Here is a 15848-nt window from a genome sequence, read left to right on the forward strand (position 1 = left end):
AAGATGAAACGATATCAAGCTGGCTTAGACAATAATTTTTTGCTGAAGATCCTTGCTGATTCGGGCATATTTTGACCTCTTTTTTTGATGCGATTACCCTGTGCAACTTTAAAGCCAAATGTCTTAAATAAAAATTTGTATGATTCTGGACTTGTATTGCCCGATGGAACAAAGTCTGAATCTTGTTTTTTTATTTTCTTAATTAGCTTTACTGCTAACTTTTGATCTTGGGGATACAGAACCCGGGCACAGTCAAATCTTGCTTGGCTAATTGCCCGTTGCCGCTCTGGTGTCATTTGCTTGATACTAAGCAGGTGGGCTTCAATATTATCTTGGACTTTTAAACGATTTTTTAGGGGTAAAAGGGGATTTTTGCGGGAAACTGTTTTTTCGCTCCAAATACGATAAATAGCTTCTGATTTATCTAAATATCCGAACTGTTTGCCACCGATTAATAATCTTGAGTAAAGTTCGTGTTCTTGGCAGCAGGTCAAGGCTTCATTCCAACCGCCAACGTCGGCGATCGCCTGTTTTCTCCAGAGGGATCCACCGGTTTGGGGCAAGGCCCACTTTGCTAATAAAATCCAAGGGTCTTTTGGTGTCAGCCCAGCGCTAGACTCATATTCAATAGTGCCATTTCGGTGATATTCAGTCAGGGCAGGGCTACAAACAATATCAAGGCTAGGGTTTTTGTCAACGATAGCCATTTGGTTAGCAATCTTTTCTGACTTTAAATAATCATCCGCATCTAGGTACTGAACCCATTCTCCAGTACTCAATTTTAATAGGTTATTGCGCGTAATATTGCCGCCTTGGTTCGGTTGAGTTTCCCAAATAATTTTGTCGCCAAAGCTTTTAACAATTTCTAAACTGCCATCTGTGGAACCGTCATCAACAACGATGATTTCTTTATTAAGATAAGTTTGATTTAAGGCGCTTTCTATGGACGCAGCGATCCATTTTTTGGCGTTATAACACGGGATTAAAATACTGACTTTAATATCCATAAAATCGACGGGTTAGGATTGATATAAGTCTCTAGTTCGTTTGGCGATCGCCGACCAATTTAAAGCATCGCAGACTATCTTTGTACGCTGACTCAAATCCATTAAGTCAGACTGAGCAGTTGCCCGCTGAATAATTTGCCACAGTGCATCCTCCTGATCAGCATCATACAAAAGATCTGATGCATTGCCGATAGTTTCTTCGAGGCTCGCAAACCTTGGCGCAATAATTGGCTTGCCATAGGACATCGCCAGCAAAAGACTGCCAGAGGTGAGAATTTGCTGGAAAGGCAGTACCACCACATCCGCAGCACTAAAGTAAAGGTGAATTTCAGTTTCGGGGACAAATTCATCGCGTAGCTCAATACCCCCAACGGAGGCTGAGAGCTGCATCAGAGTTTCGCCATAGTCTTCGTCTAATGCTTTTCCGACAATCAGCAACTGAGTATCCTGCAAGTCTTCGGAATGGGATCGCCAAATTTCAATTAGTTTATCCACACCTTTATAGGGCTTTAGTAGACCAAAATTCAGAAAAATCAACCCTGTTGGCGGTAATCCTAATTTTTCACGGGCTAACTCTGGGGCGATCGCCGCCGGATAGACATCACGATAATGCCCATGGGGAATAACTGTAACCTTAGCTTCGCTCACAAAATAAGCCTGTAGAACCAGCACCTTTGCCGCTTCACTATGAACAATCGTCTGATCATTCAGCCACAAAAAACATTGTTTTACAACTTTTTCAAGGCGAGGGAATTTCGTGTTGTGAGCCGCAAGATTATGAATTGTCCAAACAATTTTTACGCCTAGCAACTTAACTAGGCAAATATCAATTAAAAATTTAATGCAATAGACAAATTTAACAAACCAGTTTTCCCCTTTCAAATAGGGATTAAGCCAATGCAAATGTAAAACATCACAAATTTTCTTTTGCTTATTAATTTGTCTCCAGATTGGAAAAATACGATAATAACCCTCACAGAAAGTAACCTTTAGACCATCTTTTTCAAGAGCCTCAGATAGTAAATTTTGGTAAGGATTATCCTGACGATAGTCAGGCATCATCAAAACATTGAGTGCCTTTTTATCTAAACTCATAGCACCTTCCGCTCACGTTAATTCTCGCAAAAAACCCTGTTTGGTTAATTGCCGCATACCTTCGCTATACATCAAATGACGAATCTCTCCAACATAGTGACGCATTGGCATTAACTTATTTAGATCTTTTCCTAAATAAACATCATATTCCACTGGTAATAATTCAGCACCATAACGGCAACTCGCCAAGGCCATCAAAGTCTGCTCAAAGCGCCATTTGTGATTCAAAATTCCGGGTAGAGCAAGAAAGGATTCAAATAAATCTAAGCTTAAGGCAGCCTTATGAACAAGACCCAAACCAGAATTAAATCGCTCAATCACCTCAAAATCAACGAGGGATCGCAGAGTTTCTGTATCTAATGAATAACAGGTTTCAATATCACCGTTTACCGAGTTTAAATTATAGGTTTGATCATCGATAATATTGATTAAATGATCAGGCTTGGCAAAGAAGAGTAAATCACTATCAAATAACAGCATTCTGTCCGAGTTAAGATAGTATAAAAAATCGAATTCTTTAACTGAAATAACTCGTTCTTTACGGACAGCAGTGCAGAGAGGGTATGCTTTTAGCCACTCCATTACTTTAGGCATTGCCTCTGACCAAGGCACAACGTTTCCTTGAGGAAAATGAGTTTTTAAAATGCTTAATTCTTCATCACCAATACTTTGATCACAGTGAATACAGAGGGCATAGTTTTTCTTGGAGTAATGATAAAAACTCTTTAAACCCCACATTAAATTGATAAAATCTCTTGCGGAGGTAAACACGTGAATTTCGCAACTATAATCACCAGTCTCTGCAATAGGACGAGTTTCTAGAATTTTAGGTCTAACGTAATCTCGATAATAAGCAGTATCCAGTCCATGTCCAAATTTTTGTTGGAGTTTTAGATATAAAGATCCTAAAGACATAAGTTAAGTATGTATGGGTTCAAAATTAAACTGAATTGCTTTTTGTGTTGGGTAGCAAACCAACGTTTCTCAACATGGTTTTAATTTGAGAGCCAAATTTCCAAAACCAAGGATAAAACTCTTTCCAATTACGTTTTAGCGGGGTATCCCATACTTTTCGATGCCAAGGAAAGGTATTTTCTTCTACATCTGATGGTAGTACGCTAGCAAAGACTTCATCCCAGTTTTCACCATAATGTTTACGGAAATATTTTGAAGCGAAGTTACGGGCTCGGCGATGGTATTCGTGGCGAGAAATTTTGGTGACAACGCCATAGGTACTACCGCTTTGATCGTGGTAAATATTTGCGATATCTGAGTAGGCAAGAAACCAATTATTTTTATAGAGTTTGTAGGCTAATTCGGAGCTAGCCCCTTGGGAGTAGTAAAATTGCGGATTACAGTAGCCGACTTCACGATATGCTTCACCACGCATCAGCATTGCTAAGCCGTGAATTGTTGAGGCTTTATGCCATTTACGTAATTCTGGTTTTGGGTGACATCCTTTGTAGTCTTCGGCTTCTGGTTCTCCAGGCCCAATGGCTGCCATGCGGGGGTCTTCTTGTAGGGCTTCCCATAGTAACTGTAGGGTGTCTTCGCCTTCGGGAAAAATAATGTCATTGACGACAAACCAGTAGTAGTCGTATTCTGGCTTTTCTTGATGGGCAAATTTCAAGCCTTGATTAAAGGCATAGTAACGACCTTTGTAGTTGCGATCGCCGAAAAAATGAGTTGCATACTTAGAGCGTTTGTCTGGCTGACTACCGGCTTCTACGACAAAAAGGGACGTGTCAAAGTTTTTCCCCATTGTTTGCACTTGCTCCACAACATTGTCGGTTATGGTTGGGCGATCGCGGTTCATGATGATGATCGCAACGGTCTCTTTTTGACTACTCATATTCTGCATTAATTATTTTTTTACCAATGATTGATTGTCAATAAAAATTGTGGTTTAAAACGTTTTTTAGGGGCATAAAAATAATGTTTAATCATTTTAAAATCTAGCTTAGTCATTAAGCTTGAGTTGATCACTCATATGGCATAGCGGCCAATAGTAAGGATCTTCAACGCGGGTAATAATGTCACGCCATGGTTGCTGTTGACTGCCATGGTTTTTTATGGATGTGTTGAGGGATCGCCCTAGGAGCCTTTCTACTGTTTTAATAATGATTTTTAGCCCATAGCTGCTAACTGCTTGATCGGATTTGATAGGTAACAGTTTTTCTGTTAATGGCGTATTTTTAAATATTTTTGTTGTTGTTTGTGAATCATCTACCAAAACATCATAGTCATTAATCTTTAAAAAGAAATTAAAGATTGCAGGAACTTTTGCGGCAAGGGATTGCGGTCGCTGTAGGAGGATATTTTTTTCAACCATAGAGATCTCGGACATCTCACGATTTTGACCATAAAAATAAGCTATCTCATTGGCGGTAATGATGCGATCTTCAAAAATCTCCCGGAACATTGCAAACCGATGACTCAAATACTGAACGCGCTCCCTAGCACTAGCTGTGGCGAGAATGAGTACCACACCTTGATTTTTTAACCAATTTAGACCGTAGAGCATACCGGGTCGGCACATGACGATATGTCGAGGTTGTTGCAAAAAAGGGTGGCGCTTGGTGTTCTTTGTGTCGTAGTGAGTTCTGCCCAGTAGTTTTTGGAAACGGCCTTTGAGGGAACTTTGAAGCATGCTGTAGTAAAAAGCTGGAACAATTGTTTTGTCTGTATAGCCATCACCTAACTCCCAAATTTCTGGGGAGATAAAACTGTTCATTAAAATTGTTTCATCAAGGTCAAAAACGGCGACTTTACCAGCTAATTCGGGTATTTCTTGCTGGAAAGGACAGGATGAGGATTGTAAAAATGTTTCCCAAATTTGGCGATCGCCGGCCATTGAAACAGGAGAATAATCAACAAATTGCTTTTCCGGTAAGGGCAAAGTTGTCGGTCGCCTTAATTGGGCAAGGGAAGTTTCCGCAAGGCTATCGAGGTGGGGATCAAGGTCAAAGTTCATGGGAGCCGCAGTAAAGACTTGAGTTTTTGTTTACCATTACGAAGCCGCTGACCGAACTGTTGGCGCGGTGAAAAAGATATATCCGTATTGGACGTTAGCTTCACGTGCACCTTCGGTTCTGGTTCTGTGTTGTTTAAAATACGCTCTAGCAGACCATAAAGATGATATTCATTTAGGATTTTTTGTCTCGCTTCTCGAATGTAAGGCAATGCCTTTGCCCAAGCGTCTGTGGCGATCGCCTCTTCAATTATTTCAATTGCCCGCTGCGGCTTGCGTGGATCAACAATAATTAAACTGCGTGGATCAAAATAGTCTTGAATATTGGGAGCACCCACATAAATCGGCAGACACCACGCCAAATAAGCATCCACTAACTTCTCTGTCCAATAATGATCCCACTCACCATTTTCTAACGTGACATGGTATCGATAGGGCGCAACCGCATCCCACTTATCCTTAATAGGGTTAATCCCACGACCAAAATGATCGAGGCGATCGCCAAAACGTCGCTTCAAAACATTGACAAACTCCAATCGCTGACGATGACCCACCAAATCCGTCTTCGCAGAAATCACCGCCGATAAAACCTTGCTTTTCGTCAATGGCTCCATCCCTTGCAGCTCATCATAATCACGCTCAATATGCCAGACCTGACCAAATTGCTCAAAATAATGATTTGGATGCCGTACCCGCCTATCCGGAATAACAACAGCAGCAAACTGCTTCACATAATCATCAGGCAACTCAATAACATCAGGTGGTTCTCGCACAATCAAGACCGTTTTATTCGGAGGACAATAACAACACTCTTCCCCTTCAATGCCCTTATAACTCTGCCAAACGACCCAGCCATCATACTCCCCATAGCGATTATCAAAATCAAACTCTAAATCTTGCCATTGCTGCCGACGCTGGGGAGCAGAATGCTGTAAATGCCAAAAATAAGAATCCTTATACGGAAAAGAAACCTTGATTTTTCGTAAATCATTCATTCGTTTACAACATACACCGTCAAAAGTTACTACGGAAGAATGCGTCTACAGGAAAAAAGCCCATCAGACCCAATGACTCAATACTAAAGACCGACATAATATAGACTCTAGCAGCCCAAGCCTAACGCTATCTTACCGAACCACAGGACAAGCACAATAAACTTTACACCATCTTTGCAAGAACCAACTAATTAAATATTGACAACAACCAGTTTCTCCTAATTCAACAAACACAGTGCCACAACACTGCCTCCATAAAATTATCTCCCACCGAAAAAACACGTTAAAATACAAACAGATCCGATCCTTAGCAGGTCATGAAATCCAGCAGCTACACATAGCAAAAAAAAGACATAGAGTGAATAGAAAACTCGTTATCAAGCCCCTATTTCTAATATGAAGTTTCCAGACAATTACAACACTGAATTCCGTCAAGAAGCAGAAAGATTAACACAGCTCTTACAAAATTCCCAGAAGGGATTTTCTTATTTGAGAATGGGTGATTTAGAGCTTGCCTTTATGGTTCATTTTCAAGAAGGAAACCCCTTAAAGTTTGATTTAGAAATGGATAACCTTTCCGAAAACACCATGAAAAATTGGTGTCACCCCGGCATCACTCTAGAAGATTATCCTAAACTTTTAGAAGCATACGAAAAATGTGATTACCTAGATGATCAAAGTTATTTTGATGTGTCTTCAGAAAAACTTAATCGATTAACATTAAATAGAGCCGAAAATACAGATAAAAATCCATCAGACAAATGCTCCCATGTATTTTTTCCATGGGTTTTTTATGAATTTAAAGAGTTTACCCGCCATCGCAAATGTCTATTTGTGGGGGCAGAGTCAGCTATTTTTAAGGAGCTTTTTCAAACACCAGCCTATCGAGAACTCGCAAGGGATTTTATTGCCGAAGATGTTGATTTTTATTTTTATCAACCACCAGAAGATGGACGCAATGTCTCTAAGAATCAAACCCAAATTTATCAAGAAATTAAACAGATCATTCTTGAGCAACAAATTGATACTGCCTTTATTTCCCTTGGTGGCATTTCTAAAATCATTGGCTACCACCTGTCACAGGAGTTGCAAGTTAAGGTATTTGATTTTGGTTCGATGATGCGGGCTTTCACCTATTCAGGTAGTGATGGTAATACTTTTCATCAATCTCCCCATCACCCATTTTTGTTTTATCTTCCCTTTGATCTCTACATGAATGCGTTGGAAAAAGCCCATCCTTATTTTTCTGAAGAACAAATTTTCGCAAAGGCATTAACTCAGTTGGGACGAGATCTCATTGATCCGATCGCCGGTTGGAGTAATAGTAATGTTTCTTTAACGCCAGAGAATATCCAGCGATTTCAACAGGATAAGCTAGCTTTTACGACTCGCTATGGCAAATTATTAGAAAATCCTGAATGTAAAAAGCTCTACCAAAATTTTGATGCTTGGTTGCTGTCTCAAGGTTACGGCGTTCGGGGCAAATTGTTTTTACTGAAGCAACGAGCCAATAAATTTGTTCAGAAAGTTCAGAATAAGCTTCAGTCTATTTTTTTTAAACAAGATTGATTGTTATGGCAGTAATGATTTAAATAAGGTTTCATGGGCTGTTAAAAACTGATCTAGTGAAAAGGTTTCTATAGCGTAACTAACGGCTCGCTCTCCCATTATTTGGCGTTCTTTGGGCGATCGCCGAAAAAATATCTGGGTTGCCTCGACCAAAGCTTGCGAACTATCTGGCGTAATAGACAAGCCCACATCACGGTCTCCCATGATTTCAGGAACACCACCCACCGCTGCCGCAATCACAGGTGTACCAGCAGCAAAAGCCTCAATCACCATTAACGGCAAATTATCAGCGCGACTCGGATGCCACACAACATCTGCGGCATTTAACAATTTATTGAGCAAGACAACATCGCTAATATGTTCAAAATTACGGTGAGCATATGGAGCGAAAGCTTCTGATATTTTCTTACTATTTCCCGCAATTCCTAAAGGAATTAAATAAATATCATCCAGCGCCAGCTGGGGGAGAGCCGCCAGCATCAGATCTAATCCTTTGCGATTGTCTTCAATCTTGCCTGAAACTGAAAATAGAATGACCGAGGCATCTAATGGAATATTTAATTCTTGTCGAAGAGCTAGCTTATCGGCGATCGGAAAAAAGTTGTCAGTTTGAACGGGATTTAGAATTGTCGAAACGGGCAAATGACCAAAGACACTTTGCCTCGCCGCATCGCTAATCCACTGGGAGACACCCACAATATGCAAATTACTGAATCGATAAATTAATCGCTTTAAGTTAAGGTTCAATCGAGAGCCATCACGGTGGTACCAAAGTAACGGAAACTGGCCAAATTGTGGACAATTACCGCAATTTTTTTGCCAGCGATCGCAGTCGTAGGAGTAGCTACAATTCCCTGTAAAGGGCGCCATACTATGTAATGTCCAAACAGTAGGAACCTGACGGGTTAGCCAAGGTAAACCAGATAAATTAAAGCTGGGTAAATCATGGAGATGAATAAGATCAAACTGTTTCAGGAAATCTCGTTCCAGCTGATAGGGAAAAGGGTTGGTAAGGCCTAATTCATTAATACCGAGACGATGGATAATTCTTTCAGGAATAGAACGGGAACTTGATTTTTCCTTTGGAGCAGGGATTTCTTGAATAAAAGAGTCAGAAACGGACTGGTTTTTAACCAGGTAGCAAACTTCATGGTGACGTTCGATCAGGCCTTTAGCAAGAAGATAACCGACTTTTGCAGCGCCTCCTTTCACGTCGGAAGCATTCATAATTAATATTTTCATCAGGCCTTAATACAACAGCGGCAATAGAAAAATTGTTATTTCTATCCTAATGTTTAGATAAATTATTTACGACATTTATTTACGTGGCTTAGGGGGTCGTTTCAGCAGCTTCTAGTGACAAAGCGTATACTTGACCGTCGAGTAGAACACGGGTAATACCTTTGGCGGCTAGACAGCTGGTCGTTTTGAGAAATAGGCGGCTATCAGGAACCTTGATCACTTTTTGCGATCGCCCATGGGTAAAGCGTTTAGCGACGCGATGGTTATCAAAAATTGGTAGCGTTCTCTGGCTTGTTTCCTCCTCTGGAATTTGCCCTAATTCACGAAATTCTTTCAAGGGACGGGCAATCAGCTCCGACATCCGATCCGTAACCACGTAACAGGTTCGGGGAAAAGAGGCTTCGTTCAGGGGCAGAATTTGCACCTGATCAGGGAGATAACGGGGTTCAGTCTCCGTGTCATCTTGATCGTCGTCGTCATCGTATTCTTCCTCGTCGTCTTCTTCTTCATCGTCGATGTCGTCGCCTAAAAGCTCTTTGAGGGCCTGTTGGCGATCGCCTAAACGAATCTCTTGAGCCAAAGCTAAAAGATCTGCATTCACTTCTAGATCCGCATTATTTTCTTCATCAGACACAGAAGTCTCAGTCGTCAGGTCATCCCCTTGCGGTTCTGGCTGCTCCATGTCGCTGGTGGTGGGTTGAGCACTTTGCTGATCTTCTAGCTCTTGTAAGAGAGGTAAGGGTTTTTCCTCAGTCTTTGGGCGCGATCGCCGGGAACGCGTACGGCGCTTTGGAGTTTGCTCTTGCTCATCTACAGCAGACGATGTTTTTTCTACCGGAGCATTACTCTCATCCTTTAGCTCCTCTGAAAGCTTCGGTTTAGCAACCCTTTTCTTCGGTGCAGCCTTTGTCGGCTTATCTTCACTGACAACCTTTTTCGTCACCTTACGGCTAGACTTTTTCTCAGCCTTCGCTTTTTTAAGGCTATTACTACGACCTAAACGCTTTTTCTGAATGAGATCCTCATATTCCTCACCACTCAGACGACTCTTCAAAAAACGACTGATCGTCGAGCTACTCACACCATACCGCTCCGCCAAAGTTGACGTTGTTTCGGCCGTATCACGATAGGCAACTAATAATTCTTCTTTATCCGCATCAGTGAGTTTGCGAGGGCTCATATAGTCTTCAGAGAAACTCTAGGCTAAAAATATAACGGCTGATCACCACTCAGTAGCTAGCAGTGATTAGCTTTACTAGTGTATCGCCTCAAGGAACGAGCGACTCTGTTTTAATGACGAATTAACGGAATCTTGTTACTAAAGTCAAATCACCAATAAACCTTTACCAACGCCACATTTGACCCAAGGGCGATTGACCGAGCCAACCACGGAAATATTTTTGCTCTTCTGGCGACAGATCAACCAATAATTCACTAATGCCTTCCGCAAAGGAGTCATTACCAAAATACGCTTTGCCAATGCGGTGCATTTCCTGCAGCAACGTGATCAAATGATGTTCTTCCCACGGTGGCACACTCCCCTCTAGGGGATCTTCATCAATAATCTTACCGAGGTCTTGAACATTCTTCAGTTGGGGAAAATTCCACTGTTGCAGAACTTTGATTAATTCGTTATTAAATTGTCCGGCTTGACGTGCGCCAAATAGATCTTCTAAATCGAAATAAACGGTTTGCAGCAGAATAATACAAGCTTGGGTCAAAGGAACCATTTGGCTGGAAGCATCTTCCTCACCGCCAAGCTGCTCCACACGAATTTTCCCCCAAACGCTAAAGCGCTCTGTTTCTTCGAGGAGGATACAAAATTTACCTTGGTTGTCTGTTAGATCGCGCCAAAATCCCCGTGCTTCTTCTTCCTGACTGGCACTAAAAACGCTAATCAGGCGGAAGGTCTGTCCTTGGTAGTTGAGAATGGGAATGGCTTGTTCCCGCTTGGGATGCTGGACATTGGCGATGTCTACATCTTTCCGTTTCAGAATGAGCATGGGCTATTTTATGACTCCCTCTCTGTTGCTGGGCAAGGATTGGGACGGGCTGTCAAGTTTTTTTTAGGAGAAATGTTTTTTTATCTTAGGTAAGCTTTCGCATGTTTATATTGGCACAGGGTTGCCCAAAGGGAATAGTTTACGTGTGAAGTTTCATGCCAAGGTTACGGATTCTCCGGGGCAATTATGGTGTGAGGGTCGGGATTGAACGGGGTGGTTGGCGATTGAAGGGTGTCGCGGTTGGCTGTTCAACGATGTATTGGGATGGAATGGTGCCTGTTGTGTCGAGGGCCCGGCAAAGAAAACTGGCAACTTCGGCTCGGCTAGCCCATTGTTGGGGGTTTAGCTGACGAATATTGGGGTAGTTCACAATGAGTTGTTGTTCGGTGGCGGCGGCGATCGCCGGATAGGCAAAGGCGGGCAACTCTGCAGCATCTTCATAGTACTGGGGGATCAAAGTTTGGGGATTGCCTTGGGGGACATAGTTGAGGCCGGCCACAAGGGCAAGGAGAATTTCGTAGCGGGGAATATTGCGCGTGGGCTTAAAGGTGCCGTCGGGATAACCCGTCATAAAGCCGGTACGGGTCGCTCGATCAATGGGCGTTAAACCCCAATAGGTTTCGTCGAGATCACGGTAATCAATCGCAAAGGCTTGCTCTGTCGTCTCAGGAAAAGCGCGGTTCACAAAGGCGGCAAATTCGGTGCGGGTCACGGGTTCGTTCGGACGAAAGGTTTGGTCTGGATAACCTTGCACGATATCCCGCTGCTGGAGATGTTGAATACAGCGCTCTGCCCAATGCCCGTTGATATCCGTTAGTGACTGTGCTGCAACGGTATGGGGAAAAGCGGCGATCGCCCCACCGAGACAACCCGCCATTAGCCGTTGGCATCCATTCAAACTTGCCATAACCCATATCCTCCAAGACACCACAAAAGTAGCTCGTTATACTAAGTAGACTTTACCCCAGAAAATTTCCGAGCGTCCAACCCTAAAATTCCCGTCTGACCTCGATTGTATTGCTATGCACCCTCCAAGAATTTTGTTATGGTATCGCCACGATCTACGGCTCCATGACCACCAGCCCCTAGATACTGCCCGCCAGCAAGGTGCAGAAATTGTACCTTTATATTGTTTTGATCCGAGGGAATTTGCCACGACCGCCTCTGGTTTTCCCAAAACTGGCAATTTTCGTGGGCAATTTTTACGGGAAAGTGTTGCTGATTTAAGAGCATCGTTACAAGAACGAGGCAACAATTTGCTGATTCGCTCTGGAAAACCAGAGGTGATTATTCCCCAACTCTGTGCACAGTACAAAATTGAGTCTGTGTATTGGCATAGGGAAGTCACCTCCGAAGAAATGCGCGTCGAAAAACGCCTCAAAAAAGCGCTGAACCAACAAAAGGTCGCGGTACAAACTTTCTGGGGGACAACCCTCCATGAGCCTGCAGAGTTACCGTTTGGCATGCCCCAAGTGCCGGAAGTCTTTACCAAATTCCGCAAAACTGTCGAAAAGTACGCAGAAATTGCTCCGGCTTTACCGCAACCCACAACATTGCCGCCGCTTCCTAGGAAATTAGCAAACAAACTGGGTGATATTCCGACTCTAAAAGACTTGGGTTTGGCAAAAGTCGAGGGCGATCGCCGGGGTGTTTTAAACTTTGTGGGCGGTGAGACAGAGGGGATTAAACGCCTAAAGGATTATTTTTGGCAGGGCAATCACCTCAAGCACTACAAAAAAACCCGCAATGGTCTTTTAGGGGCAGATTACTCCTCGAAATTTTCGCCATGGTTAGCACAGGGCTGTCTCTCGGCTCGCTACATTGCCGCCCAAGTCGCCCAATACGAAGCAGAACGTGTGGCGAATGATTCGACCTACTGGCTGATTTTTGAACTATTATGGCGGGATTATTTTCGGTGGATTAGCGCCAAACATGGCATTAAAATTTTCCAGCCGGAAGGATTGCAGGGGGTGAAAATTCCGTGGAAACGTGATCTTGAGGCGTTTGAGTTGTGGCGGACGGGTCAAACGGGCATTCCCTTTGTTGATGCCAACATGCGGGAGCTACTCCAGACAGGCTTTATGTCCAATCGCGGGCGGCAAAATGTGGGTAGTTTTCTCACCAAAAATCTCGGCATTGATTGGCGACTGGGGGCAGAGTGGTTTGAGTCTCAGCTCATTGATTATGATGTGTGCAGCAACTGGGGCAATTGGAACTATACCGCTGGTGTGGGCAATGATGCGCGGGGTTTCCGGTATTTTAATATTCCAAAACAGGCTAAAGATTATGACCCCCAAGGCAAGTATGTGCGTCACTGGATACCGGAGCTTAAATCGCTCCCCGGTGAGCAAATCCACCAACCTTGGCGTATTCCGGTCAAAGAGTTGGGCGATCGCCATGGCATTACCCTAGGAGAAACTTACCCAAAACCCATGGTCGATTTACAACAATCCGTGCAGGAAAACGAGCGCATTTACCAAAAAGCCCTAGGCCTTGATCCGAACCCCCCCCGGCGCTCTAAAAATCGCAGTAAACGCAAGTCGTCCCCCAAAGACCAGCCCTGGCGGCGTTAAAGGGTTCCCCCTGAAAAGCTGAAAAAAGATCTCAAAATATCTTGCACATTCTTCAAAGCCTTGTTAATATTGTTAAGGCTTAAGGGCGTTTAGCTCAGTGGTAGAGCGCCTGCCTTACAAGCAGGATGCCACTGGTTCAAATCCAGTAACGCCCATATTTTAGGTTTTGATTCAGTCAAACATTAATTAAATCGAAAGAGTTGTCGCTAAATGTGGCAACTTTTTTTGTGATCTAGATCACTCCGTTATAATTGCGGGGGTCTCTACTTCGCGCGAGATAATGATCAATCCGTTTCTCAAATACTGTTGGGCTGGCTTGGCGATCGCCAGTCTAATCACTATCGGTTGTACGAACGATGCCCCCCCCGATGAACCGGCGGTGAATAGTGCGACGGACGGAGTGAGTAAATTGGAACAGGTTTTAGCCAAACAAGAGATCGTTTGCGGTGTAAATGGACAATTGCCGGGCTTTAGTTTTGTCGATGAAACAGGCCATTATTCCGGCCTAGATGTCGATTTTTGCCGGGCCGTCGCCGCCGCTTTATTTGATGATCCGAATGCGGTTCAGTTTCGGGATCTCAGTGCCCAAGAACGCTTGGAGATGGTGCAAAACGAACAGGTCGATCTCCTCAGCCGGAATACCACCTGGACAACTAGCCGCGATACGGTAGCGGGTTTAGAGTTTGCGCCAATTTTGTTTTACGACGGTCAAGGTATTTTAGTGACTACAGCCAGCGGTGTCGGGGCGATCGCCGATCTCGAAGGCAAATCCATTTGTGTCTTATCGGGCACCACCACAGAATTAAACCTTGCTGACCGCATGCGCCAGAAAAATATTACCTACAAACCCGTTGTCTTTGACGATGCCGACGCAATGTACAACGCCTACGAAGCCGGCCTCTGCGAAGGAGCCACCTCCGACCGCTCCCAACTCATTGTGCGACGTGCGGCCATGGACAATCCCAACGCCCATACTTTATTACCAGACGTTTTATCGAAAGAACCCCTCGCTCCCGTCGTCAAAAATGATGATTCTCCTTGGTTCGACACGATTAAATGGATCGCCTACGCCCTGATTCAAGCGGAAGAATTTGGCATTAATTCTGACAATTTAGCTGATTTTATTGACTCCGAAGATCCTTTAGTCCGCCGTTTTCTTGGCATTGAAGGCCAGCTCGGTGAGGATATGGGACTCAGTAATGATTTTGCCCAGCGCATTATTAAACATGTGGGGAATTATGGTGAAATTTATGAGCGCAATCTCGGTGAACCCTTCGGCCTAGAGCGGGGCATGAATTCGTTGTGGACAGAGGGGGGGCTGCTCTATGCGCCGCCTTTTCGTTAGGGCGATCGCCCCATTATCTAAATTTTTTTAGCCTAAATTTTCAACTTATCAGCATAGTTTGAGCAACATCGAAAAATATTAGGGAATGCTGGTCATGGAGCACAAAACTCCCCCCAGCGCCGTTTGCATGCATAAAATTGTCCCAAAAAGTAGCGATCGCCGCCATATTCAGGAAAACAGCTTCCTATAATTACAATAGGACAGAGCATCAATCCGCCGCATTAGTCATCTACCCCCAACCAATATGCTGGATAAATTACCGACAGAAGTGCGTCAATGGGTTGAAGGCTTACCATGGCAACAACGCCGCTACATGCTCTCCCTCTGCCATCTACTCTGTGCGGCGACTCCCCAAGACCAAGCCCAATTTTTAGATGACTTTACCGCCGACGGGATCATTGCCAAAATTTTGGTGGATCAAGACACCCAAGAGCAAATGCGCAACCATCTAGAAAAGTTCCGTATTGCCAGCATTCTCAACGAAAAACTGCTGCGCACCTACATTCGCCAGTTTTATATCCACTCAGCCCAAGATATGCACCGCCAGCCGGAACAATATTTACAATCAGCTCTCCAGCTCGTGATCAAAAAACAAGAACAAGACAAGGTTCTCAACTACATCCTTGGCTTTGAAGTCTTAAAAATGCTCTTCCAAATGAGCTGGGAACAACAGGAAAAACTTTACCAACTCCAAATCAACCAAGACGCATTTTACAACCGTTACATTAAGCCGATTCAGTACACCCACCGGATTAATAGCCTTGTAGTCCCCAAGGATGAAAAGGTATTTTTCGCGAAACGAGAATATTATGTGCAAATTCCACAAATCCCTGTGAAAAGACTGGTCACCCTAATTATGGCTACCTTTTCGACGGAAACCGTTATTGAGTTTGGTTTTTCCATTAACCGTAATAGTCAATACCTTATTTTTGATTTTGACTACATTTTTGCTCCAGCCCATGACCCAGTCTTTGCCTAATGAACGTGAGTTTTACTTAAGCATGCTCGGAAGTACGACGCGGTGAATGGGAGAGCGAGAGATCGGGAG

Annotated in this window: 14 protein-coding genes and 1 tRNA gene; 5 read left to right on the forward strand and 10 right to left on the reverse strand. The window is 43.6% G+C overall.

The features are described 5' to 3' along the window. Positions 1-14 precede the first annotated feature (14 nt). The 6 genes from NIES208_RS17300 to NIES208_RS17325 form a co-directional block, all read right to left on the reverse strand. Positions 15-1007: a glycosyltransferase family 2 protein gene (locus NIES208_RS17300; RefSeq protein ID WP_075894238.1), complete on the reverse strand. Its 993-nt coding sequence runs from the start codon at positions 1005-1007 to the stop codon at positions 15-17. Positions 1008-1019: 12 nt separating this feature from the next. Further along, on the reverse strand, positions 1020-2102 hold the full coding sequence (locus tag NIES208_RS17305; RefSeq protein ID WP_075894239.1) for a glycosyltransferase: 1083 nt from the start codon (positions 2100-2102) through the stop codon (positions 1020-1022). 12 nt (positions 2103-2114) lie between these two features. Beyond that, positions 2115-3017 (reverse strand): hypothetical protein, encoded by a 903-nt coding sequence (locus tag NIES208_RS17310; RefSeq protein ID WP_075894240.1) that lies wholly within the window; start codon positions 3015-3017, stop codon positions 2115-2117. Positions 3018-3042: 25 nt separating this feature from the next. Next, positions 3043-3954, reverse strand: coding sequence for a glycosyltransferase family protein (locus NIES208_RS17315; protein ID WP_171971801.1), 912 nt, complete (start codon positions 3952-3954; stop codon positions 3043-3045). 108 nt (positions 3955-4062) lie between these two features. Next, entirely contained in the window at positions 4063-5076 is a 1014-nt protein-coding gene (locus NIES208_RS17320) for an HAD family hydrolase (RefSeq protein ID WP_075894242.1), read from the reverse strand. Then, positions 5073-6068: a glycosyltransferase family 10 domain-containing protein gene (locus NIES208_RS17325; protein ID WP_075894243.1), complete on the reverse strand. Its 996-nt coding sequence runs from the start codon at positions 6066-6068 to the stop codon at positions 5073-5075. The genes NIES208_RS17320 and NIES208_RS17325 overlap by 4 nt, the downstream gene beginning before the upstream one ends. 396 nt (positions 6069-6464) lie before the next feature. Here NIES208_RS17325 and NIES208_RS17330 point away from each other — a divergent pair, with 396 nt between their 5' ends. Continuing rightward, on the forward strand, positions 6465-7637 hold the full coding sequence (locus tag NIES208_RS17330; RefSeq protein WP_075894244.1) for a hypothetical protein: 1173 nt from the start codon (positions 6465-6467) through the stop codon (positions 7635-7637). 3 nt (positions 7638-7640) lie between these two features. On the opposite strand, the gene NIES208_RS17335 is transcribed toward NIES208_RS17330, so the two are convergent. From NIES208_RS17335 to NIES208_RS17350, 4 genes are all read right to left on the reverse strand, one after another. Next, entirely contained in the window at positions 7641-8864 is a 1224-nt protein-coding gene (locus tag NIES208_RS17335; protein ID WP_225875345.1) for a glycosyltransferase, read from the reverse strand. Between the two features lie 103 nt (positions 8865-8967). Continuing rightward, on the reverse strand, positions 8968-10059 hold the full coding sequence (locus tag NIES208_RS17340) for a helix-turn-helix domain-containing protein (RefSeq protein ID WP_075894246.1): 1092 nt from the start codon (positions 10057-10059) through the stop codon (positions 8968-8970). Positions 10060-10222: 163 nt separating this feature from the next. Then, positions 10223-10882: an Npun_F0813 family protein gene (locus tag NIES208_RS17345; RefSeq protein WP_075894247.1), complete on the reverse strand. Its 660-nt coding sequence runs from the start codon at positions 10880-10882 to the stop codon at positions 10223-10225. Positions 10883-11066: 184 nt separating this feature from the next. Next, positions 11067-11789 (reverse strand): S-layer homology domain-containing protein, encoded by a 723-nt coding sequence (locus tag NIES208_RS17350; protein WP_075894248.1) that lies wholly within the window; start codon positions 11787-11789, stop codon positions 11067-11069. 115 nt (positions 11790-11904) lie between these two features. On the opposite strand from NIES208_RS17350, the gene NIES208_RS17355 reads away from it, so the two are divergent. The 4 genes from NIES208_RS17355 (at position 11905) to NIES208_RS17370 (ending at position 15779) form a co-directional block, all read left to right on the forward strand. Further along, positions 11905-13455 carry a DASH family cryptochrome gene (locus NIES208_RS17355; RefSeq protein ID WP_075894249.1) on the forward strand — a complete coding sequence of 517 codons (1551 nt, stop codon included), beginning with the start codon at positions 11905-11907 and terminating at the stop codon, positions 13453-13455. Between the two features lie 83 nt (positions 13456-13538). Continuing rightward, positions 13539-13610, forward strand: a tRNA-Val gene (locus NIES208_RS17360). 125 nt (positions 13611-13735) lie between these two features. Continuing rightward, positions 13736-14800 carry an amino acid ABC transporter substrate-binding protein gene (locus NIES208_RS17365; protein ID WP_075894250.1) on the forward strand — a complete coding sequence of 355 codons (1065 nt, stop codon included), beginning with the start codon at positions 13736-13738 and terminating at the stop codon, positions 14798-14800. 244 nt (positions 14801-15044) lie between these two features. Further along, a complete protein-coding gene (locus NIES208_RS17370; RefSeq protein WP_075894251.1) occupies positions 15045-15779 on the forward strand; it encodes a cobyrinic acid a,c-diamide synthase in 735 nt (244 codons plus the stop codon). The last annotated feature ends 69 nt before the right edge of the window (positions 15780-15848 follow it).

The organism is [Limnothrix rosea] IAM M-220 (genome assembly GCF_001904615.1).
GTDB lineage: Bacteria > Cyanobacteriota > Cyanobacteriia > Cyanobacteriales > MRBY01 > MRBY01.